This window comes from Cupriavidus sp. 21MJTG02-4 (assembly GCF_057798975.1).
In genome coordinates this window covers 22,443-42,435 of sequence record NZ_JBYOJP010000027.1, presented here as the reverse complement: position 1 = coordinate 42,435, position 19,993 = coordinate 22,443, and the positions used below count along the sequence as shown (strand labels likewise).

18 protein-coding genes are annotated in these 19,993 nt (G+C 67.1%); 8 read left to right on the top strand and 10 right to left on the bottom strand.

All coding sequences use genetic code 11. The features are described from left to right. The first annotated feature begins 2 nt into the window (after window positions 1–2). Entirely contained in the window at window positions 3–1,184 is a 1,182-nt protein-coding gene (gene queG, locus AC3FKH_RS32280) for a tRNA epoxyqueuosine(34) reductase QueG (RefSeq protein WP_488679675.1), read from the top strand. Here the strand turns inward: queG and AC3FKH_RS32275 are convergent. Then, entirely contained in the window at window positions 1,177–2,070 is an 894-nt protein-coding gene (locus tag AC3FKH_RS32275; protein ID WP_488679674.1) for an AEC family transporter, read from the bottom strand. The two genes, queG and AC3FKH_RS32275, sit on opposite strands and share 8 nt — an antisense overlap. A gap of 145 nt (window positions 2,071–2,215) precedes the next feature. On the opposite strand from AC3FKH_RS32275, the gene AC3FKH_RS32270 reads away from it, so the two are divergent. From AC3FKH_RS32270 to plsY, 6 genes are all read left to right on the top strand, one after another. Further along, the gene (locus AC3FKH_RS32270; protein WP_488679673.1) at window positions 2,216–2,869 is read left to right on the top strand and encodes a chalcone isomerase family protein; all 654 of its coding nucleotides are present in this window, start codon (window positions 2,216–2,218) and stop codon (window positions 2,867–2,869) included. 112 nt (window positions 2,870–2,981) lie between these two features. Then, complete coding sequence (locus AC3FKH_RS32265) at window positions 2,982–3,950, top strand: tripartite tricarboxylate transporter substrate binding protein BugE (protein ID WP_488679672.1); 969 nt, start codon at window positions 2,982–2,984, stop codon at window positions 3,948–3,950. A 317-nt stretch (window positions 3,951–4,267) separates the two neighbouring features. Continuing rightward, window positions 4,268–4,747 carry a methylated-DNA--[protein]-cysteine S-methyltransferase gene (locus AC3FKH_RS32260; RefSeq protein ID WP_488679671.1) on the top strand — a complete coding sequence of 160 codons (480 nt, stop codon included), beginning with the start codon at window positions 4,268–4,270 and terminating at the stop codon, window positions 4,745–4,747. An 83-nt stretch (window positions 4,748–4,830) separates the two neighbouring features. Beyond that, window positions 4,831–5,727 carry a site-specific tyrosine recombinase XerD gene (gene xerD, locus AC3FKH_RS32255; protein WP_488679688.1) on the top strand — a complete coding sequence of 299 codons (897 nt, stop codon included), beginning with the start codon at window positions 4,831–4,833 and terminating at the stop codon, window positions 5,725–5,727. 33 nt (window positions 5,728–5,760) lie between these two features. Further along, window positions 5,761–6,252, top strand: a complete 492-nt coding sequence (locus AC3FKH_RS32250; RefSeq protein ID WP_488679670.1) for an aminoacyl-tRNA deacylase — start codon at window positions 5,761–5,763, stop codon at window positions 6,250–6,252. Between the two features lie 111 nt (window positions 6,253–6,363). Next, window positions 6,364–6,972 carry a glycerol-3-phosphate 1-O-acyltransferase PlsY gene (plsY, locus tag AC3FKH_RS32245; RefSeq protein ID WP_488679669.1) on the top strand — a complete coding sequence of 203 codons (609 nt, stop codon included), beginning with the start codon at window positions 6,364–6,366 and terminating at the stop codon, window positions 6,970–6,972. Between the two features lie 21 nt (window positions 6,973–6,993). On the opposite strand, the gene AC3FKH_RS32240 is transcribed toward plsY, so the two are convergent. The 9 genes from AC3FKH_RS32240 to AC3FKH_RS32200 all read right to left on the bottom strand — a co-directional run bounded on the left by AC3FKH_RS32240 (window position 6,994) and on the right by AC3FKH_RS32200 (window position 18,196). Further along, window positions 6,994–7,956, bottom strand: coding sequence for a CobW family GTP-binding protein (locus tag AC3FKH_RS32240; RefSeq protein WP_488679668.1), 963 nt, complete (start codon window positions 7,954–7,956; stop codon window positions 6,994–6,996). Continuing rightward, the gene (locus AC3FKH_RS32235; RefSeq protein ID WP_488679667.1) at window positions 7,956–9,605 is read right to left on the bottom strand and encodes an amidohydrolase; all 1,650 of its coding nucleotides are present in this window, start codon (window positions 9,603–9,605) and stop codon (window positions 7,956–7,958) included. The genes AC3FKH_RS32240 and AC3FKH_RS32235 overlap by 1 nt, the downstream gene beginning before the upstream one ends. 48 nt (window positions 9,606–9,653) lie before the next feature. Next, window positions 9,654–10,715, bottom strand: coding sequence for an ABC transporter ATP-binding protein (locus AC3FKH_RS32230; protein ID WP_488679666.1), 1,062 nt, complete (start codon window positions 10,713–10,715; stop codon window positions 9,654–9,656). A gap of 3 nt (window positions 10,716–10,718) precedes the next feature. Continuing rightward, complete coding sequence (locus AC3FKH_RS32225) at window positions 10,719–11,747, bottom strand: ABC transporter ATP-binding protein (protein ID WP_488679665.1); 1,029 nt, start codon at window positions 11,745–11,747, stop codon at window positions 10,719–10,721. Window positions 11,748–11,757: 10 nt separating this feature from the next. Beyond that, window positions 11,758–12,585 carry an ABC transporter permease gene (locus AC3FKH_RS32220; RefSeq protein ID WP_483710542.1) on the bottom strand — a complete coding sequence of 276 codons (828 nt, stop codon included), beginning with the start codon at window positions 12,583–12,585 and terminating at the stop codon, window positions 11,758–11,760. A 1-nt stretch (window position 12,586) separates the two neighbouring features. Continuing rightward, the gene (locus tag AC3FKH_RS32215) at window positions 12,587–13,564 is read right to left on the bottom strand and encodes an ABC transporter permease (RefSeq protein WP_488679664.1); all 978 of its coding nucleotides are present in this window, start codon (window positions 13,562–13,564) and stop codon (window positions 12,587–12,589) included. Window positions 13,565–13,653: 89 nt separating this feature from the next. Continuing rightward, window positions 13,654–15,258 (bottom strand): ABC transporter substrate-binding protein, encoded by a 1,605-nt coding sequence (locus AC3FKH_RS32210; protein ID WP_488679663.1) that lies wholly within the window; start codon window positions 15,256–15,258, stop codon window positions 13,654–13,656. 884 nt (window positions 15,259–16,142) lie between these two features. Next, the gene (locus AC3FKH_RS32205; protein ID WP_488679662.1) at window positions 16,143–17,408 is read right to left on the bottom strand and encodes an ATP-binding protein; all 1,266 of its coding nucleotides are present in this window, start codon (window positions 17,406–17,408) and stop codon (window positions 16,143–16,145) included. A 56-nt stretch (window positions 17,409–17,464) separates the two neighbouring features. Beyond that, on the bottom strand, window positions 17,465–18,196 hold the full coding sequence (locus AC3FKH_RS32200; protein ID WP_224077820.1) for a response regulator: 732 nt from the start codon (window positions 18,194–18,196) through the stop codon (window positions 17,465–17,467). Window positions 18,197–18,521: 325 nt separating this feature from the next. On the opposite strand from AC3FKH_RS32200, the gene AC3FKH_RS32195 reads away from it, so the two are divergent. After that, window positions 18,522–19,988, top strand: a complete 1,467-nt coding sequence (locus AC3FKH_RS32195; RefSeq protein WP_488679661.1) for an MdtA/MuxA family multidrug efflux RND transporter periplasmic adaptor subunit — start codon at window positions 18,522–18,524, stop codon at window positions 19,986–19,988. Window positions 19,989–19,993 lie beyond the last annotated feature (5 nt).

Below are 19,993 nucleotides of genomic sequence, written 5' to 3'. Positions count from 1 at the left end.
GGATGACCGACCGAGCATCCGAAGCGCCAGGCGCCCCCACTCCGCGGCCCGAGGCCGCTGCCGATGCAGCAGGCAAGGGCGGCCTGGAGGCGCTCGTGCTGTCGATCCGGGACTGGGGTGCCGAGCTGGGCTTTGCCTCGGTACGCATCGCGGATGTCGATCTCAGCCATGCCGAGCCAGGTCTGATGGCATGGCTGGCCAAGGGTTACCACGGCGACATGGATTATATGGCGAACCATGGCCCGCGGCGCGCCCGTCCCGCCGAACTGGTGCCCGGCACGGTACGCGCCATCGTGGCCCGCATGCCCTACCTGCCCGCCACCGCTGCACCGGACTGGCGCCGGCATGAACTGGCACGGCTCGACGACCCCGCCACCGCCGTGCTCTCGCTCTATGCGCGCGGCCGGGATTACCACAAGGTGCTGCGCAACCGGCTGCAGCAGCTTGCAAGCCGTATCGAGACCGCCATCGGCCCGTTCGGCTACCGCGTGTTCACCGATTCGGCGCCCGTGATGGAAGTGGCGCTGGCCAGCCAGGGTGGCCTGGGCTGGCGCGGCAAGCACACGCTGCTGCTCGACCGAGACGGCGGCTCGATGTTCTTCCTCGGCGAGATCCTGGTCGACGTCCCGCTGCCGGCGGACCCGCCCGAAGCCTCGCACTGCGGCAACTGCCATCGCTGCATCGACATCTGCCCCACGCGCGCGATCCTCGGGCCCTACAAGCTCGACGCGCGCCGTTGTATTTCTTACCTGACCATCGAGCACAAGGGGCCGATCCCCGAGCAGTTTCGCGCGCCCATGGGCAACCGCGTCTACGGCTGCGACGACTGCCAGCTGGCCTGCCCGTGGAACAAGTTCGCGCATCGGGCCACGCTGCCCGACTTCGAGGTACGCAACGGCTTCGATGCCGCGGACATGGTCGACCTGTTCCTGTGGACCGAGGCCGAGTTCAACCAGCGCCTGGAAGGCAGCCCGATCCGCCGCATCGGCCATGAACGCTGGCTGCGCAACCTGGCAGTGGGACTCGGCAACGGCCTGCGTGCCGCCGCCTCCGGCCAACGCCCGCAAGACCACGCGCTGGCCGCGCGGATCCGCGGCGCCCTGGAAAGCCGCCGCGAGGTCGCCACGCCGCTCGTGCGCGAGCACATCGAGTGGGCGCTCGCCCAGGACCAGGCGGTCAGCTGACCAGCGCGAGCCAGATCGGCGTGGTGAGGATCGCGGCCACCGTCATCACGGAGATGGTCGCTGCCACCATCGGCCCGTTGCCGCCCATGCGCGCCGCCAGGATATAGGCGCTCGACGCCGTCGGCAGCGAGGCATACAGCACCACGATCTGGTATTGCAACTCGGTCAGCGGCAGTAGCCGGCCAGCCAGCCAGGCCACACAGGGCATCGCCAGCAGCTTCACGCCGGACCACCACGCGACCGGGCCGACCGTACCGGTCGCGCCGCTCATCTGCAGCCCCGCGCCCACCGTCATCAGGCCGAGCGCCGTCGATGCCGAGCCGAGCCGGTTCAACGTCATGGCCAGGACCTCGGGCGCATGCAGGCCCAGCAGGTTGGTCAACAGCCCGCCGGCCGTGGCCAGGATCAGCGGATTGCGCACCAGCTCGCGCCACAGCCGCGTCTCGCCATGCCGCGCCAGCGCCCATACCGCCGCCACGTTGCACAGCGGCACCGTGCAGCCCACGATCACCGCCATCATGGCCAGGCCCTCGCTGCCGCCGATGCGCGAGGCCAGTGCCAGGCCGATATAGGAATTGAAGCGAAACGCCGTCTGCAGGCCCGAGGCAAAATCCACGGCATCGGGTCGCAGCACCCATTTGACGGCGTATCCGGCGACCATGCCGAACGCCATGACGCCCAGCGCGAGGCCGAGCATGGCCGAAGTCGAGGAAAAATCGAACACCGCGCTGTTGGTCGACTGCAGCAGCAGCGCCGGAAACAGCACGAAGTAGACCAGGCGTTCCACGCCGCTCCAGAAGGCACGGTCGAACGGTGAATAGCGAACCAGCAGCCAGCCGATCAGGATCAGGCTGAAGTCCGGGACCAGCAGGAGAGCGGAAGACATCTCGTGAGCGTTTTCGTTGTTATCGAGGCGCGACGGCCGATGCAGCGGGGGGAAATCGCGGAATGTGCAGACTAGGGCAGATCCGGATTGGTATTTTTCCAGAAATGGGCCAGCATGGCATACCAAGTTGTACGCCTGACCCCTTATGCTGCACCGTCGTCATCCGCCATCGCCGGGCCAATGGATTGCCCCGCGCCTGTTTGCACCCTCCCGCCCCACCGCGCGCCGCGTGCTGGCCTCGCTCGCCGCAAGCCTGGTGCTCGCCGTACTGCCAGCGGCCGCCGCGGCGACGGAATTCGAGGGTCTGCGCTTTGACGATGCCGCGCGCGTGGCCGGCAAGGAGCTGCAGCTCAACGGCACCGCGCTGCGCTCGGGCCTGCTGCTCAAGGGCTACGTGGCGGCGCTGTACCTGCCCGAGAAGGCGCGCAACGCCACCGTGGTGCTCGGCACGTCCGGCACGAAACGGCTGCAGCTCCGCATGCTCCGCGAAGTCGATCCCAACGTATTCGCCAGGGCGATGCAGAAAGGCATGCGCGAGAACCACAGCGAGCTGCAGATGCAGATGCTGTCGGCCCGGCTGGTCCAGCTCGAACACACCATCGACCAGGTCGGAACCGCCCGCAGGGGCGACGTGATCAACCTCGATTTTTCGCCGGACGCCGGTACCGTGGTCGCCATCAACGGCACCCCTCGCGGCCGCCCGATTCCCGGCGAGGACTTCTACCAGGCCGTGCTGCGCGTCTTCCTTGGCGAACACCCCGTCGACCGGGACGTCAAGCGCGGCCTGCTGGGCGGCTGAGGCCGCCGGTCATGATGTTGCCGCCAGCCGTGCCGCCACCTGCGGCGCGGCGGCGGCGTTTTCTTCCGGGCATCACCCCCGCCCGGACTTTCCTGACGGGAGACCTGATCTCATGCAAGCTGGCAAAATCGCTTTGACCCTGGCCCTGGCCACAGCGGCATCGGTCGCGCAAGCACAGAGCTTTCCGACCAAGCCGATCCGCCTGATCATTCCGTTCGCGCCGGGCGGCACCACCGACATCGTCGGGCGCGGCGCCGCCGACCAGATGAGCCGCATCCTGGGCCAGCCGGTCGTGGTGGAGAACCGCGCCGGCGGCGGCGGCTCGATCGGCGCCGACGCCATCGCCAAGGCGGCGCCCGACGGCTACACCATCGGCATCTCCACGGTGTCGACCATGGCCGTGAATCCGGCCTGCAATCCCAAACTCTCGTACGACCCGATCAAGGACTTCAAGCCCATCACGAACCTGGCCAACGTGGCCAACGTGATTGCGGTGAACCCCAGCTTCCCGGCCAAGAATTACAAGGAATTCCTGGCCGTGCTGAAAGCCAACCCGGGCAAGTACTCGTTCGCGACGTCCGGCACCTGTGCGTTCGGCCATATGCTGGGGGAGCAGTTCAAGGTCTCGACCAAGACCTTCATGGTGCATATCCCTTACCGCGGCGCGGGCCCGGCGCTGAACGACGTGCTGGCCGGCCAGGTGCCGATCATGGTGGACAACCTGCCGTCGTCGATGCCTTACATCAAGGCCGGCAAGCTGCGCCCGATCGTGGTGGCATGGAACAAGCGGGTGGATTCGCTGCCCGACGTGCCGACCTTCGGGGAGATGGGGCTGAAGGAGCCTAACGATCCGGCCTGGTACGGGCTGGTGGCTCCGGCCGGGACGCCCGACGATGTCATCAAGAAGCTGAACGAGGCCGCCGTCAAGGCATTGCAGGACAAGGGCTTCCAGGAGCGTTTGCGTGCCGCCGGTGCGGAGCCTTCTGGCAATTCGCCTGCGCAGCATGCGGCGGAGATCAAGAAGGAATTCGACAAGATGAAGAATCTTGTTAAGGTGCAGAATATCAAGCTGGAGCAGTAAGACGCGCTCTCGCACACTGGGCCGCCTGCGGGCGGCTCTTTTTATTTGGCCTTCCGGCGGATATCGTGCTTGGCTGGTGCCTCCGTTTCGCCGGCGTAGCCGGCGAGTCACTTTTTGTCCAAGCGACAAAAAGTAACCAAAAAACGCGTTTACCTGCGGGCATAAGCCCAAGCGCGTAGAACCCACCTCCTTCGAAATCGCTGATCTGGGAGTGGTGCCCCTTGTCGGGCGACTGAGTCATTCCGGTCTCTCCCTCTCCCTGGTGCCGCCCATTTCGGCAAAAAGATTAAAATCCAGGCTTCGCTTCCGCTACTGCCATGCACGCTCCTTTCGACGCCATCCTCCCCGCGCCTTTTGGCAAGGTCGGCGTACGTGCCGACGATGCGCAGATCCGCGAGATCTTCTATTTGCCTGCGAACGTGGAAAGCATGGCGCCGCGCAGCGCGATCATCCTGCGGCTGGCTGCGCAACTGGACGCCTATTACGACGATGCGGATGCGCCCTTTGACGTGCCGCTGGCCATTGCCGGCACGCCATTCCAGCAGCAGGTGTGGCAGGCGATTTGCGCGGTGCCGCGCGGCGGGCTGACTACCTATGGCGATATCGCACGCAAGCTCGCCAGCGTGCCACGCGCGGTCGGCCAGGCCTGCGGGCAGAATCCGCTGCCGATCGTGATCCCATGCCATCGCGTCGTGTCCGCAAGCGGCATCGGCGGCTTTTCCCACCACGCCGAGGACGGCTTCCACCTGGAAGTGAAACGCTGGCTGCTGCGCCATGAAGGCGCCATGCTGCTGTGAAGCGTCCCGCCGGCACCAGCCGGACGACACGCAAGCCGCGCGCCATCCACGCCGATGCGGAAACCGCCGCGCTCGATGCCGCCATCGCCCCCGAACTCGACCTGGTCAGCCGCTTCTGCGACGCCCTGTGGCTGGAGGACGGCCTGTCGCGCAATACCATGGACGCCTACCGGCGCGACCTTTCCCTGCTGGCCCGCTGGCTGCATCAAACCGGCAACGGCGGCCTGCTTGGCGTCGGCGACACCGAGCTGAATGCCTACTTCCTCGCGCGCCACCCCGAGACCCGCGCCTCGTCCTCGAACCGCCGCCTGGCCGTGTTCCGCCGTTTCTACCAGTGGGCGCTGCGCGAGCAGATGATCCAGGCCGATCCGTGCATCCTGCTGCGCCCGGCCAAGCAGCCGCCGCGCGTGCCCAAGACGCTGTCCGAAGCGCAGGTGGAAGCCCTGCTCGAAGCGCCCGATACCGGCACGCCGCTCGGCCTGCGCGACCGCACCATGCTGGAACTGATGTACGCGAGCGGGCTGCGCGTGTCCGAACTGACCCAGATGAAGACGGTGGAGATCGGCCTGAACGAAGGCGTGGCGCGCGTGGTCGGCGGCAAGGGCGACAAGGAACGCCTGGTGCCGTTCGGCATGCAGGCCGGCGACTGGCTGCGCCGCTACCTGGCCAGCGCGCGTCCCGCGCTGCTGGCCGGCCGCGCCTGCGACGCGCTGTTCGTCACGCAGCGCGGCGAAGGCATGACGCGCCAGGCCTTCTGGCACCTGATCAAGCGCCATGCGTTCGAAGCCGGCATCAACGTGCCGTTGTCGCCGCACACGCTGCGGCATGCGTTCGCCACGCACCTGCTCAACCATGGCGCCGACCTGCGCGTGGTACAGCTGCTGCTGGGCCACGCCGATATTTCCACGACACAGATCTACACCCACGTGGCGCGCGAACGACTGCGCGAGCTGCACCAGCAGCACCATCCACGCGGCTAACGTTCTGTTGCCCCGTCCTGCCTGCAACCCGACATGAGCAAATCGAAACATATCTCGGAAACCCCGGCTACCCAGTTCCTGCGCCGGCAGGGCGCCGCCTTTGGCGAGCATCCGTATGAATACGTGGACCACGGCGGCACCGGCGAATCGGCGCGCCAGCTTGGCGTGCCCGAACATGACGTGGTCAAGACCCTGATCATGGAAGACGAGCGCGCGCAGCCGCTGGTGGTGCTGATGCACGGCGACTGCTCCGTGTCGACCAAGAACCTGGCGCGCCAGATCGGCTGCAAGAGCGTGCAGCCGTGCAAGCCCGAAGTCGCCCAGCGGCACAGCGGGTACATGGTCGGCGGCACCTCGCCGTTCGGCACGAAAAAGCGCATGCCGGTGTACGTGGAGGCCACCGTGCTGGCGCTCGACAAGATCTATATCAACGGCGGCCGCCGCGGCTACCTGGTCAGCCTGGACCCCAAGCTGCTGACCGCGCTGGTCGATGCCAAACCCGTGGAATGCGCGCTGCCTGACTGACCCGCCGGTGTCCGTGGCGGATATTGGGGAAGTCACGCTCGTGGCGAACCCGCCGCCGCGCTACAATCCCGCCAATTCCAGACAAGGCAGCCACTGCCCGCGCATCCCCTCATGGCCAACCTGCTATTCGCCCTTGCCGCCTACCTGATCGGGTCGGTCTCCTTTGCGGTCGTCGTCAGCAAGGTCATGGGCCTGCCCGATCCGCACAGCTACGGGTCCGGCAACCCGGGCGCGACCAACGTGCTTCGCACCGGCAACAAGAAGGCGGCCATCTTCACGCTGATCGGCGACGCGCTCAAGGGCTGGCTCGCGGTCTGGCTGGCGACCCGTTTCGGGCCCGCCTACGGCGTCGATGACAACGGCCTCGCCATGGTGGCGCTGGCCGTGTTCCTCGGCCACCTGTTCCCGGTATTCCACCGCTTTGCCGGCGGCAAGGGCGTCGCCACGGCGGCGGGCATCCTGCTGGCCATCAACCCGATCCTGGGCCTGGCCACGCTGGCCACCTGGCTCATCATCGCGTTCTTCTTCCGCTATTCGTCGCTGGCCGCGCTGGTCGCGGCGATCTTCGCGCCGTTCTTCTACGTGCTGATGGAAGGCATCGACGCCATGGCCGGCGCGATCCTGGTAATCGGCATCCTGCTGATCGCGCGCCACCGCCAGAACATCACCAAGCTGCTCACCGGCAAGGAAAGCCGCATCGGCGAGAAGAAGAAGGTCTGACCGCTGCGCGGCTCTACTCCGCTACTCCGCCAGCGCCGGACCGAAATGCCGCCACGGATCGAATGGCGCCGCGGCTGACTGACGGGCTGCAATAAAGATGATGCGCGAGCGTGCCGGTGACTGGGGCAGCGCCGGCGCCTCAAGCGTCCAGCGCTTGCCGCAGATCTGCAGTAGCCTCGGCGCATCCTCACCCTCCAGGAACACCATGCCCTTGCCGCGCAACACGTGTGCGGGCAAGGCGTCGAGCGCGCGCTCGAGATCGGCACGCCGGAAGCGGATCGACGAGGCAAAGCTGCTGCCGGCGAACACGTCGGCATGGTCGGCCCCGATGGTCGCGGCTTCATTGCCGATACCGCCCGCCATCGCGCTTGCGCCCAGGTCCGGCCCCAGGATCAGGCTCGGGTCGACCTCTCCGTGCCGGCATGCGTGCACACGCGTGTCCGGCGCCTCCACAGCCAGCCAGTTGCGCACGGCGTCCAGCGATGGCGCATCGACCAGATCCGCCTTGTTCAGCAGCACCAGGTCGGCCGCACGCAGCTGCGCGCGCACCGTGTCGCCGACATAGCGATCTGCCGCGAGACGCCGCACAGCTTCGGCGTCCGCCACTGTCACTACGCCTTCGCACCGAAAGCCGGCATTGGCACGGCCGATCTGTGCGATGCGGGCCGGATCCCCCACCCCGCTCGCTTCGACCAGTACCCGCCCCGGCGGATCGGGCATCTGCAGCACCTTCAGGAACGCCTGCATCAGGTCGCCGCCGACCGCGCAGCATACGCAGCCGTTGGTCAGGCTGATAATGCCCTCGGGCATGCCCGGCGCATCACTGGCGATCAGTTCGGCGTCGATGTTGATGGCGCCGAAATCATTCACCATCACCAGCACGCGCTCGCGCTGCTGCGTGCGCAGCAGGTGGTTGAGCAGGCTGGTCTTGCCAGCGCCGAGAAAGCCGCCGAGCACCGTCAGCGCAATGTCCGGCCGCTGCATCAGGCATTCCCCGGCGCCGGAAAGACCTTGCCGCCCAGCACGGTGCCCCAGACGGGCACGTCGCGCAGGTTCATTGGCGGCACCGCGAGTGGATCCTCTTCCAGCACCGCGAAATCGGCATGCTTGCCCACCTCGATGCTGCCCACCAGATGGTCCATACGCAACGTGTATGCCGCGCCCAGCGTCATGGCATGCAAGGCATCCTGCACCGAAATTCGCTCGCCCTCGCCCAGAATGCGGCCGCTCGCGGTCTGGCGGTTGACCGCGCACCAGGCGGTGAACAGCGGCCCGATCGGCGTGATCGGCGCGTCCGAGTGCAGGGAGAACGGCACGCCGCTGCGCAGCGCGGTTTGGGCGGCGTTCATGCGATTGGCGCGGTCCGGCCCGACCGTCATGGTGTAGTGCGCATCGCCCCAGTAGAACAAGTGGTTGGCGAACAGGTTGGCGCACAGGCCCAGCGCCGCCATGCGCCGGAACTGTGCGGGGGACGCAAGCTGGCAGTGCTGCAGCGTATGGCGGTGGTCCCAGCGCGGATGCTTGCGCAGCACGCCTTCGACCGCATCCATGGCCAGCTCGGTGGCTTCGTCGCCGTTGGTGTGGATATGCACGGTCAGGCCAGCGCGGTGATAAATGGCCAGCACCTCTTCGACCTGCTGCGGGGGCATCACCCACAAGCCGTTGGCGGCGCCGTTGTAGTAGCCAGGCCAGCTCATGCGCGCGGTAAAGCCCTGGATCGATCCATCGATCACGAGCTTGACCAAACCGAAGTGCAGCTTGTCGGTATTGCCCTCCATCGCCTGCGCCACGCGCTGCGCGCCACCGCCTTCCTGATCGCGTAGCGGTGCATACGCTGGCACCATGCGCACGGGGAAGTCCGGGTCCGCGGTGACCCGGCCCAGGTTGGACACGGCCTCCGCATCGAGGCTGTTGACCAGATCCGTCGCGGTGGTCACGCCGGCCTGCTGCGCCACGCGGCCAAAGTTGCGGATGCCCTCCTCGGTCTGCCCGGCGTCGAAGAACACATTGCCGAGCAGCCTGAACACCAGGAACATCGCGGCGAATTCCTGCAGCTCGCCGGTCGGCAAGCCGTCGCTGTCCTTCGCGATGCCGTCCACCGGCGTTGCGGCGTCGATGCCGGCCGCCTGCAGCATCGCGGTGTTGACGTTCATCAGGTGCATGCTGGCATGCATGACGACGATGCGGCGCGTGGCCGAGACCTGGTCCAGGTGCCGCGCGGTCATGCGCGCGCGGCCGAAGTGGATCGGATCGAAGCCCCATGCCAGCAGCGGCTGTGCGGGGTCCTGCAACTGCGCCTGGGCTTCCCGCAGGCGCTCCACCACGGCATCAAAGCTCTTCAGGCCAGGCCACACGCGCCCGTCCGGCCCGCGCCGGTCGTAGTAGCCGACATAGACGAATTGCCACATGCCACCTTCGAGCAGATGCGAATGCCCTTCGATCATCCCCGGCATCAATACCTTGTCGGCAAAGCGCGTGTCGAGCGTCGCCGTGCCCCAGCCGGCCAGGTCCTCGGCACAGCCTACGCCCAGGATGCGGCCGTCGCGCACGGCGACATGCGTGGCGACGGGTTGCATCGGATTCATGGTGAGGATCTTGCGCGCCGCGTAGACGGTGATGGGCGACTGGCTCATATGAGGTCTCCGTTTATTCGTGTTGAACGTGGTTGATGTGTTTGCGACTCACGCAGCGGCCAGCGCCGGCTTGCTTGCCGGCGCGCAGCCGGCCATTGGCGAACGCGGCATGCCCTGCACCAGCTCGACGCGGTGGCAGGCCACGGCATGGTCCGAGCCAAACTGGCGCAGTACCGGCGCCTCCGTCCGGCAGCGCGCCTCGGCGACCGGACAACGCGTGTGGAAATGGCAGCCGGCAGGCGGATTCAGCGGGCTGGGCGGATCGCCCTCGAGCCGGATGCGCGCACGGCTGGCCCGTTGCGCCGGGTCCTTCACCGGCTCCGCGGACATCAGCGCATGTGTGTACGGATGCAGCGGCGCACCGAACAGCCGGGCGCGGCTGCCGCGTTCTACGATGCGGCCGAGGTACATCACTGCAACCTCGTCGCACAGGTGCTGCACCACCGCCAGGTCATGCGAGATGAACACATAGGTCAGGTCGCGCTCGCGCTGGATGCGCGCGAGCAGGTTGATCACCTGCGCCTGGATCGCCACGTCGAGCGCCGACACCGGCTCGTCGCACACCACCAGCGACGGATTGACCGCCAGCGCCCGCGCAATGCCGATGCGCTGCCGCTGCCCGCCCGAGAACTGGTGCGGGAACAGTTGCTTCTGGTCCGGACGCAGGCCGACCAGCCCCATCAGCTCGTCGACGCGTGCATCGATTTCGCGCGCGTCCATGCTGGTAAGCTGGCGCATCGGCTTGGCGATGATGGCCTCGACGCGCTGGCGCGGATCGAGCGATGAGTAAGGATCCTGGAAGATCATCTGGACTCGCCGGCGCATTTCAACCTGTGCGGGTCCGCGCTCGCGCAGCAGGTCGATGCCGTCGAGCGTGGCGTGTCCACCCGTGCTCTGGATCAGCTGCATCAACGCCAGCGCAGTGGTGGACTTGCCGCAGCCGGATTCCCCCACGATGCCAAACGCGCTGCCGCGCCGCACCTGGAAGCTGATGCCGTCGACGGCATGGACCTTGGGCACCTTGGCGAACGGATGCGGCCGGCGCAGGTTGTAGTGCACGCGCAAGTCGCGCACGTCGAGCAGGACACCCTGGTTCGAAGGCAATGGCATGGTTCAACCCTCCGCGGCCACGGTGGCCGGTACAGCGCCGGCGGCTTCGCGCAGCCAGCAGGCGGCCAGGTGGCCGCCGTTATCGAACATCGGCGGCCGATCGCCGCAGCGGCTGGCCGCGCGCGTGCAGCGCGGCGCGAAAGCGCAGCCGGCGCCGAGCTGGTCCAGCGCCGGCACCACGCCCGGAATCTCCGGCAGCGGCGCGGGCCTGCAATCGCGCAGCGCACTGGCGGCATCCACATGCAGCACGCAGTCGAGCAGCCCACGCGTGTACGGATGCGAGGGCCGCGCCAGCACGGTATCGACGCGCCCTTCTTCGATCTTGCGGCCCGCGTACATCACCATCACGCGGTCAGCCAGTTCGGCAATCGCGCCCATGTTGTGGGTGATCAGGATGATGGCGGTGCCGAGCTGGCGCCGCACGTCGCGCAGCAGGTCGAAGATCTGCGCCTGCACGGTCACGTCCAGCGCGGTGGTGGGCTCGTCGGCGATCAGCACCTTGGGCTGGCCCGCCAGCGCCATGGCGATCATCGCGCGCTGGCGCATGCCGCCCGACAGCTCGTGCGCATACTGGTCGACGCGCCGGGCCGGCTCGGGAATCTTCACGGCGTCCAGCAGCGCCACCGCTTCGGCGCGCGCGGCGCGCGTGCCCATGCCGCGATGGCGCACGATGGTCTCCACGATCTGCTGGCCCACGGTAAAGACCGGATTGAGCGCGGTCATCGGCTCCTGGAAGATCATGCCGATGTCCCGGCCGCGTACGTCGCGCATGCGCGCGGGCGGCAGCGCGAGCAGGTCCTGGCCGCCAAGGCGGATGGTGCCTGCGGTGATGCGGCCCGGCGCTGGCACCAGTTGCAGCAGCGACAGGCTCGTCATGCTTTTGCCACAGCCCGATTCGCCAACGATGCCGAGCACCTCGCCGGCATCCAGGTGGAATCCCACATCGTCCAGCACCCGCACGGGTCCCTTGGCGGTGCGGAACTCCACGCACAGCCCATCCACTTCCAGCAACGGCTTGCGGTCTCTTTCCATGCGGGCTCCTTCAGCGCTGGCGCAGTTTCGGGTTGAGGGCATCGTTGAGGCCATCGCCCACGAGACAGATGGCCAGCACCGTGAAGAAGATCGCCATGCCCGGGAACATCACCGACCACCACGCTTCGAAGATCTGGTCGCGCGAGTTGCCGATCATGTAGCCCCAGCTGGTGATATCGGGATCGGACAGGCCGATGAACGCCAGCCCGGACTCGAACAGGATGGCCACGCCGACGTTGAGCGCCAGCGCCACGATCAGCGGCGGCGAGGCATTCGGCAGGATCACGCGGAAGATGATGTTGGCGTTGCTGGTGCCGATGGCGCGCTCGGCACGGACGAACTCGCGCTCGCGCAGCTTGAGGAATTCGGCGCGCGTCAGACGCGCCAGCGGCGGCCAGCTGACCAGCCCGATCACCACGATCACCGTGCCGATCTTCGCGCCGAACACCGCGACCAGCACCATCGCCAGCACGATGGGCGGCAGCACCTGGAAGAACTCGGTCACGCGCATCAGCACGGTGTCGATCCAGCCACGGTGATAGCCAGCCAGCGCGCCGACCAGCACGCCGATCACCAGCGTGGTCGCGGTGGCAGCCAGGCCGATGGCCAGCGTCACGCCGGCGCCGTGGATCAGGCCGGCGAGCACGTCGCGGCCGAGGTAGTCGGCGCCCAGCGGCGCATCGGCCGATGGCGGCGACAGCGGCGCGGCCACCACGTCCTGCGGATTGACGGCGTACAGGGCTGGCCCGATCAGGCCAGCCAGCGCAATGGCCAGCAGCACCAGCGCGCCGAGCACGGCGCCACGGTTATGCAGGAACAGTTTCCATCCGGTGTTCATTTCAGTCTCCGGTGCGAATGCGGGGATCGAGCAGGCTGTACAGGTAGTCGGTCAGGATGTTGGCCACCACCACCATCGCGCTGGACATCAGCAGGATGCCGAGCATCAGCGGATAGTCGCGGTTGAGCACGGCGTCCGAGGCCAGGCGGCCAAGCCCGGGCCAGTTGAACACGGTCTCGACCAGCACCGCGCCCGCCAGCGCGTGCGAGAACTGCAGGCCGGCCAGCGTGACGATCGGCAGCAGCGTGTTCTTGAGTGCATGGCGGTAGACCACCACGCGTTCGCTCATGCCCTTGGCGCGCGCGGTGCGGATATAGTCCGCGCCGAGCACGTCGAGCATCGTGGCGCGCGCCTGGCGGCTGTATTGCGCCAGGTAGATCATCGCCAGCGAAACGACCGGCAGCACCAGGTGGTGCAGCACGTCCGCGGCCAGGGCCCAACCCTCGGCGCGCTGGCCCATGGTGTACATGCCCGACGCCGGAAACACCGGCAGCCAGTAGGCGAAGGCGATCAGCAGCATCATGCCGCTCCAGAACACCGGCGCGGCAAAGCCTGCCAGCGACAGGAACGTCACCAGGCCGCTGACGGCGCCGCGCGGACGATGCGCCGACAGCGCACCGAGCAAGGTGCCGATCACCACGGCGAGCAGCAGCGCGGGCAGCACCAGCATCAGGGTATTCGGCACGCGATTGAAGATCAGCGTGGTCACCGGCTGGTGGAAGAACAGCGAGTCGCCCAGGTGTCCGGACAGCACGTTGCCGACATAGGCCACCAGGCGCTGGCCGAGCCCGGCATCCAGGCCCATCTGCGTGCGCAGGGCCGCGAGCTGTTCGGCGGTCGCGCCGCCGGACTGCGCCGCGATCACGTCCGCCACATCGCCGGGCGCGGCCGACAGCAACAGGAAATTGAGCACCACCACGGCCAGCACCATCAGGGCGCCGGCGCCGAGGCGGCGCGAGAGGTAGATCAGGGTATGCATGCGGAGCGGCCCGTTGGTTGATGATCGACGTGAGCGGCCCGCCGCGCCCATGGCACGGCAGGTCCCTTATCCCTTCGGTATGGCCGGGCCTATTTGGCCCAGTACACTTCGTCGAACGGCGCGAACGCGCCCCAGATGCTGTCCGGCAGCCCGCGCAGCTTCTTGTTGGCGACCGAACTCACCGGCGCGGTGTTGAGCCACGCGACCGGTACCTCGCTGTTGAGGATCTTCTGGAAACGGTCGTAGAGTACGGCGCGTTTGGTCGCGTCGGTCTCGGAGGCTGCCTCGGCAAGGAGCTTGTCGACCTCCGCATTGGCATAGCCCTGCGTGTTGGACCAGATCACGCCCTTCTTGATATTGCCCGACTGGTAGGTGCGCGCGACGCCGATCACCGGATCGCCCCAGTTGAAGACCGAGTCGGTGGTCATGTCGAAGTCCCAGCTGGCGATGCGCTGCGACCAGGTGGGGAAATCCGGCGAGGGGCGCAGTTGCGCCTGGATGCCGACCTTGGCCAGTTGCGGGCGCAGGTACTCCGCCACCAGTTGCGACGTATCCGGAGCGCCCGGCAGGAAGTCCAGGCGCAGCGCGAAGCGCGTGCCGTCCGCCTTCCTGGGATAGCCCGCCTCATCCAGCAGCTTGTTGGCGCGTGCCAGGTCCACCTTGTACGGGTCCAGCGTCTTGCTGTAGAACGGGCTGGCCGGATGGACCGGGCCCCAGGCCGGCTGCGAGCGGCCGCGCTGCAGCTTCTGCGAGATGAAATCGCGGTCGATGGCGTAGGAGATCGCCTGGCGCACCTTCACGTTGGCAAGCGGACCCTGGCGCGTGTTGAAGGCCAGCCAGTTCAGCGAGCCGACGCCCTCGTAGCCGCTGCGAGTGACGGTAAGCTTCGGATCGGCCGCAAGGCGGTCCACATCCGCGATACGGAACGGGGCGAAGGCAACGAAGTGAATGTCGCCGCGCTGCATGGCCAGCGCCGCCGCCGCGCGATCGGGCACGATGCTGTAGGTGATCTTGTCCAGGTACGGCTTGCCCTTGCGGAAGTAGCCGTCAAAGCGCGCCAGCGTGAGGTATTCGCCGGGCTTGTACTCGACGAAGCGGAACGGACCCGATCCGACCGGCGCGTTGTTCTTCGGGTTCTGGCGGATCGGGCCATCGCTGTAGACATGCCTGGGCAGGATCGGCATCAGTGCCGGTGTCGAGCACGCGAGCAGCAGCGCCGGATTGGGCTGCTTGAGCCGGAACACTGCAGTGTGGACGTCCGGTGTCTCCACCTTGTCCAGCGCTGCCAGCATGGCGGGGCCGAACGGGTGATTGGCCTTGACGGTCTCTGCCGAGAACGCGACGTCGGCCGAGGTGATCGGCTTGCCGTCGTGGAATTTTGCGTCCTTGTTGAGCTTGAAGGTGTAGGTCAGGCCGTCGGGCGACACGCTCCAGCTATCGGCGAGATACGGGTGGAACTGCCATTTTGCGTCGGCCTGCAGCAGGCTGGCGAACAACTGCGATGCGGGCACACCCGTTGCCACACCCGACTGGATGGCCGGGTTCAGCGAGTTGATCGCCGTGATCGAAAGCACATTGAGACTGCCGCCGCGCGTGACTTCCTGGCTGTGCGCGTGGACAACGGCGGACATCAGCAAGGCGGCGGTGCAAAGGCGCGCGCTCGCACGCACGATCTGTTTGAAGCTCGTCAACATCGGTTCTCCCTTCGTATCCGGCGTGCCGACGCAAGCACCGGCGATGCCAGACCTGGCACGACCTAGAGGGTCCGTCCGCCCGGCAATGCGGCGGCGGGGATATCACTGACTTGAGGCGGGATCGAAGCGTGCTGATTTGCACCGGCCCTCTGGTCTTATAGGCGAGGCGGCGCTGGACTCGATAGGTCCAGTTAAGGGGATTCATTGGGGCCAGTGCGCAGCGTGCCGCGAGACCCGTTGCAGGACCGAGGCTGAGAGCAGATCAGCAGGTTGTCAATCGAGGAAATCCTGAGCCATCTAGTCGTGCCCTACTTCTCCTGCCGCCATATTCCGCTCGGAGCAACGGCCACGAACTGAGCTGAGTCTTTCCTTCCGGTCTGCCGCAGTACGCTGCAGAAAATTCTGCGGCGCATCTTGGAGTCTTCCCGATTTATTCCTGACCGGTTTGGCCATTCTCGACCTGATGCGTGGGCAGGCACTTCCGTGTTCACGCGCGCCCAACGAGTTTCCTTGAGAACGAGACATGAACCAAGGAAGTCACGCCTGCCCCGTCCATGCCTGGGAACGCGCAGTTCCACGTCAATCCGGCGCCGGACGCGCGCTACCTACGCTGCGTTTTGTCGGAGGTGGCGTCTTCTCATACCTGCATCGAACTGATGGGCGCGGCATGGAAATTCAGGGCAGCCGAATCAGCGTTACCGCGTCGCCGGGAGGCCGGCTGACGGTCCATGGAACGTATGAGATCGGTGGCAAGACGGCGGGCGGCTAAACACCCTGGACGAGCCCCGCCCAGTGAAAGCCTGTGATGGACACTTCGGGCGTAACAGCCGGCGGCGAATCCGCGGTGAACTAGCGAAGCGGTCGTTGCTTGGTGCTCTCTTCCCCTACGCCACCGCCCCCCCAAACAACATCTCAACCCGAAACCCACCCTCGTCCGCATTCACAAGGTTAAGCTTCCCCCCCGCCTGCCGCACGAGCCGATCCACGATCGCCAGCCCCAGCCCCGAATGGGCATTCCCGCCGCGCGCCGGATCCAGCCGCACGAATGGCAGCGTAACGCGTTCCTTGTCCGCCTCAGGAATCCCCGCCCCCTGGTCTTCGACCACCAGCAGATACCCGTCCGGCGTGCGCGTCGTCGCGATGCATACCGGTGGCTTGCCGTAGACGTAAGCATTGTCGACAAGATTGCCGATGATGCGATCCAACTGCGTGGCAATCATTCGAAATCCATCGCCCGCACCCAGCGACAACACCACCTGCCGTTCCTGCTCCGCCAGCGAGGCAGCCAGTTCGTTCACACGACGGTCCACAGGCACCGGCCGCGCAGTCGGCTCACTCGTCTGCGCAAAACTCAGAAACTGTTCCACAATGGCCGCCATCGAATCGACATCGCGCGTCACCCCCGCCGCGGCCTTCGGGTCCGACAGCATCTCGGCGCGCAGCCGCAGCCGCGCCAGCGGTGTCTTCAAATCATGCGCAATGCCGGCCAGCATGGTGTTGCGCTCCTGGTCGATGCGCGTAAGGTCCGCCACCATACGGTTGAATCGCTCGATCAACTGGCGTAGCTCATGCGGCCCGCGCTCGCGCAGCGGCGCTACCGGCTGCTGCCGGGACAACTGCTCCGCAGCCGCCGCCATGTCGCGCACCGGCCGCTGAATCTGCCACGCGATCAGCAGCGCAAAGATGATGGCCACGCCCACGACAAGCATCACGCCCGGCACGAGCCGGTTGTCGGGCGGAGGGTTGTGGACCCACAGGATCGGCATGGCGATCCAGTTGTCGCGCGTCGGCAGCTTGATCCACAGCCGCGGCGTGGCTTCGTCCTCGACCCGGATCTCGGTGCCTTGCGGCAGGCGGGTGATGAACTGCTCCACCAGCCGCCGCGAGCGGCCCTTCGGCACGATGGTGTGTTCTTCGGCGCTGGCCTCGCTGGCCACCTCCACCAGGCTCGGCAGCGGCACGGGCGGGCGCGCATCGAGCGCGCGCTGGATGCTGGCAAACTGGAACAGCATCTGCTCGACCGAATAATCCACCTGTTGCTGGCGCCGGTCCATGCGCAGGATGGCCAGCCACGAGAAATGGCTAATGACCAGCACGGCGGCGATCAGCAGCGCGATGCGGCCGAACAGGGTATCAATACGCAACTTCATGTCGGGCTCGTCGTTGCCGCCATGCCGTCGGATCGACAGCCGCGGCGGCATGGGCGTCACTGCGGAATGTCTTCGGCTTCGTCGGGCACGAACGTGTAGCCGCGCCCGCGCACGGTCTGGATGTAGCGCGGCCGCTGCGCATCTTCGTCGAGCAGCCGGCGCAGGCGCCAGATCTGCACGTCGATGCCGCGATCGCTGATGCCACTGGCGGTGCCGTACATCAGCTCGACGATGCGCTCGCGCGAAAGCACTTCAAGCGGATGCATCAGCAGCAGCTTGAGCAGCGCGAACTCGGTGTCGCTGATCGACAGCACCTGTCCCGCGCGCTGCAGCGAGCGCTGGCGGAAATTCACGCGGAACGGCCCGAAGGCGACCGATTCGCGGTCTTCGGGCGCAGCCGCCGGACGCGCCAGCTTGCGGCGCAGCACGGCATTGATGCGCGCCAGCAGCTCGCGCGGCGAGAACGGCTTGCCAAGGTAGTCGTCGGCGCCGATCTCCAGGCCGACAATGCGGTCGATCTCGTCGCTGCGCGCGGTCAGCAGGATCACCGGGATATCGTCGTTCTTGGCCCGCAGGTTGCGCAGCGCGGTCAGGCCATCAACCTTCGGCATCATCAGGTCGAGCACGATCAGCGCCGGACGTTCGCGCTCCAGGCGGGCCTGCAGGCCGTCGCCGTCATGCAGCACCGAGACGGCAAAGCCTTGTTGGGTCAGGTACTCGCGCAGCAGGTCGCGCAGTTCAGGGTCGTCGTCGACGACAAGGATCTGGGTGGGCTGGTTCGTTCGCATAGGCACATGATAGTCAGGCTGGCCGCTGTCCTGCCGAATCAGGCCAGCGGCTTTGTTTCCGGAGATTACACGGGAGGCGCTGGTAATCCTCTGTAATAAACCGGGGCCGTGCTGAAACACGTGCATCCGGCGTCTCACATTATCCTTGCGGCATGGCATGCCTTTGCGCTGCCCGGCCTACCCGCAGGCCGCTGCCCCACTTGGGCAGAACCCCACGCCAGATGGGGCTAGTGCCGCACCTGATGCGGCATACTGCAAGCATCGCCGCGCCCGAGACCGCGCGAAGAACGCCGGCGCATACCGCGCCGCTCCCAGGATTCCGGACATGTCGAACCCCGAACAAGGCCAACACCCCACCCCGCCGTCCCGCCCACCGCAGGAACCCGGTCGCTCGCCGCGCCGCAAGCTGATCGCCGCAGCCCTCGTCGTGCTGCTCGCCGGAGGCGGCTGGTACTGGTACAGCCACCGCGGCGCAGGTCCGGAAACGCAGGCGGCCCGCGGCCCCGGCGGTGCCAGTGGTCCCGGCGCGCCGGGACGTGGCGGCCCCGGTGGTCCCGGCGGCGCCGGCGCGCCTCGCTCGCCGGTCGTGGTATCCACGGTCGCGCAGCGCGACATGGACGTAGTCCTGAACGGGCTGGGCAACGTCACGCCAGTGTCCAACGTCACCGTGCGCGCCCAGGTGTCGGGCCCGCTGCTCAAGGTGCTGTTCAAGGAAGGCCAGATGGTCAAGGCCGGCGACGTGCTGGCCGAGATCGACCCGCGCCCGTTCCAGGCCGCCTTGGACCAGGCCGTCGGCCAGCTGGCGCGCGACCAGGCGCTGCTGCAGAACGCGCGGCTGGACCAGAAGCGCTACAAGACCCTGCTGCAGCAGGACTCGATCTCGAGCCAGCAGGTCGATACGCAGGACGCGCTGGTGCGCCAGTACGAAGGCGTGGTCAAGACCGACCAGGGCAATGTGGACAATGCGAGGCTGCAGCTGGGCTATACGAAGATCGTCGCGCCGGTGTCGGGCCGCATCGGCCTGCGCCAGGTGGATCCGGGCAATATCGTCAATACGTCCGACACCAACGGCATCGCGCTGATCACGCAGATCCAGCCGATTGCCGTGCTCTATACCATCCCCGAAGACAACCTGCCCGCGGTGCTGAAAAAGCTCAACACGGGCGAGAAAATGCCGGTGCAGGCGTGGGACCGCCAGATGCGCAACCAGCTTGGCGACGGCGCGCTGCTGACTACCGACAACCAGATCGACACCACCACCGGTACGGTCAAGCTCAAGGCGATCTTCCCGAACGCCGACGGCATGCTGTTCCCGAACCAGTTCGTCAATGTGCGCACGCGCGTCGACACGCTGAAGGACGCCACCGTCATTCCGGTAGCCGCCGTGCAGCGCGGCCAGCAAGGCACCTTTGTCTACGTGGTCGACGACAGCAGCAAGGTCAAGGTGCAAGTGGTCACGCTCGGGCCCGGCGACGGCACCCGCACCGCCGTGCTCAAGGGCGTGGAGCCGGGCCAGCGCGTGGTGGTCGATGGCGCCGACCGGCTCAAGGAAGGCATGACCGTGGAAGCCGTGGACCCCGCCGCACGCGCGGCCCAGCTAGTGCCGGCCAGCCAGCCACGCGGCCGCGGACGCCGCCGCGACGGCAGCGGTTGGGGTGGCGCCAGCGGCGCCCATGCCGACGGCGGCGCGAGCGCGCCGCAGGGCGAACACCGCCGCCAGCGCGAAGGTGCCGGCACGGGCGGTGCCAGCGGCGCCGCGGCCGATGCCCCCGGCGCGCGCCGCCAGCAGTAAGGAAT

What these genes read in the sequence shown, in the direction of transcription:
- queG (WP_488679675.1), top strand. Translation starts at nt 3, where the DNA reads ATGACCGACCGAGCATCCGAAGCGCCAGGCGCCCCCACTCCGCGGCCC.
- AC3FKH_RS32275 (WP_488679674.1), bottom strand. Translation starts at nt 2,070, where the DNA reads ATGTCTTCCGCTCTCCTGCTGGTCCCGGACTTCAGCCTGATCCTGATC.
- AC3FKH_RS32270 (WP_488679673.1), top strand. Translation starts at nt 2,216, where the DNA reads ATGCTGCACCGTCGTCATCCGCCATCGCCGGGCCAATGGATTGCCCCG.
- AC3FKH_RS32265 (WP_488679672.1), top strand. Translation starts at nt 2,982, where the DNA reads ATGCAAGCTGGCAAAATCGCTTTGACCCTGGCCCTGGCCACAGCGGCA.
- AC3FKH_RS32260 (WP_488679671.1), top strand. Translation starts at nt 4,268, where the DNA reads ATGCACGCTCCTTTCGACGCCATCCTCCCCGCGCCTTTTGGCAAGGTC.
- AC3FKH_RS32250 (WP_488679670.1), top strand. Translation starts at nt 5,761, where the DNA reads ATGAGCAAATCGAAACATATCTCGGAAACCCCGGCTACCCAGTTCCTG.
- plsY (WP_488679669.1), top strand. Translation starts at nt 6,364, where the DNA reads ATGGCCAACCTGCTATTCGCCCTTGCCGCCTACCTGATCGGGTCGGTC.
- AC3FKH_RS32240 (WP_488679668.1), bottom strand. Translation starts at nt 7,956, where the DNA reads ATGCAGCGGCCGGACATTGCGCTGACGGTGCTCGGCGGCTTTCTCGGC.
- AC3FKH_RS32235 (WP_488679667.1), bottom strand. Translation starts at nt 9,605, where the DNA reads ATGAGCCAGTCGCCCATCACCGTCTACGCGGCGCGCAAGATCCTCACC.
- AC3FKH_RS32230 (WP_488679666.1), bottom strand. Translation starts at nt 10,715, where the DNA reads ATGCCATTGCCTTCGAACCAGGGTGTCCTGCTCGACGTGCGCGACTTG.
- AC3FKH_RS32225 (WP_488679665.1), bottom strand. Translation starts at nt 11,747, where the DNA reads ATGGAAAGAGACCGCAAGCCGTTGCTGGAAGTGGATGGGCTGTGCGTG.
- AC3FKH_RS32220 (WP_483710542.1), bottom strand. Translation starts at nt 12,585, where the DNA reads ATGAACACCGGATGGAAACTGTTCCTGCATAACCGTGGCGCCGTGCTC.
- AC3FKH_RS32215 (WP_488679664.1), bottom strand. Translation starts at nt 13,564, where the DNA reads ATGCATACCCTGATCTACCTCTCGCGCCGCCTCGGCGCCGGCGCCCTG.
- AC3FKH_RS32210 (WP_488679663.1), bottom strand. Translation starts at nt 15,258, where the DNA reads ATGTTGACGAGCTTCAAACAGATCGTGCGTGCGAGCGCGCGCCTTTGC.
- AC3FKH_RS32205 (WP_488679662.1), bottom strand. Translation starts at nt 17,408, where the DNA reads ATGAAGTTGCGTATTGATACCCTGTTCGGCCGCATCGCGCTGCTGATC.
- AC3FKH_RS32200 (WP_224077820.1), bottom strand. Translation starts at nt 18,196, where the DNA reads ATGCGAACGAACCAGCCCACCCAGATCCTTGTCGTCGACGACGACCCT.
- AC3FKH_RS32195 (WP_488679661.1), top strand. Translation starts at nt 18,522, where the DNA reads ATGTCGAACCCCGAACAAGGCCAACACCCCACCCCGCCGTCCCGCCCA.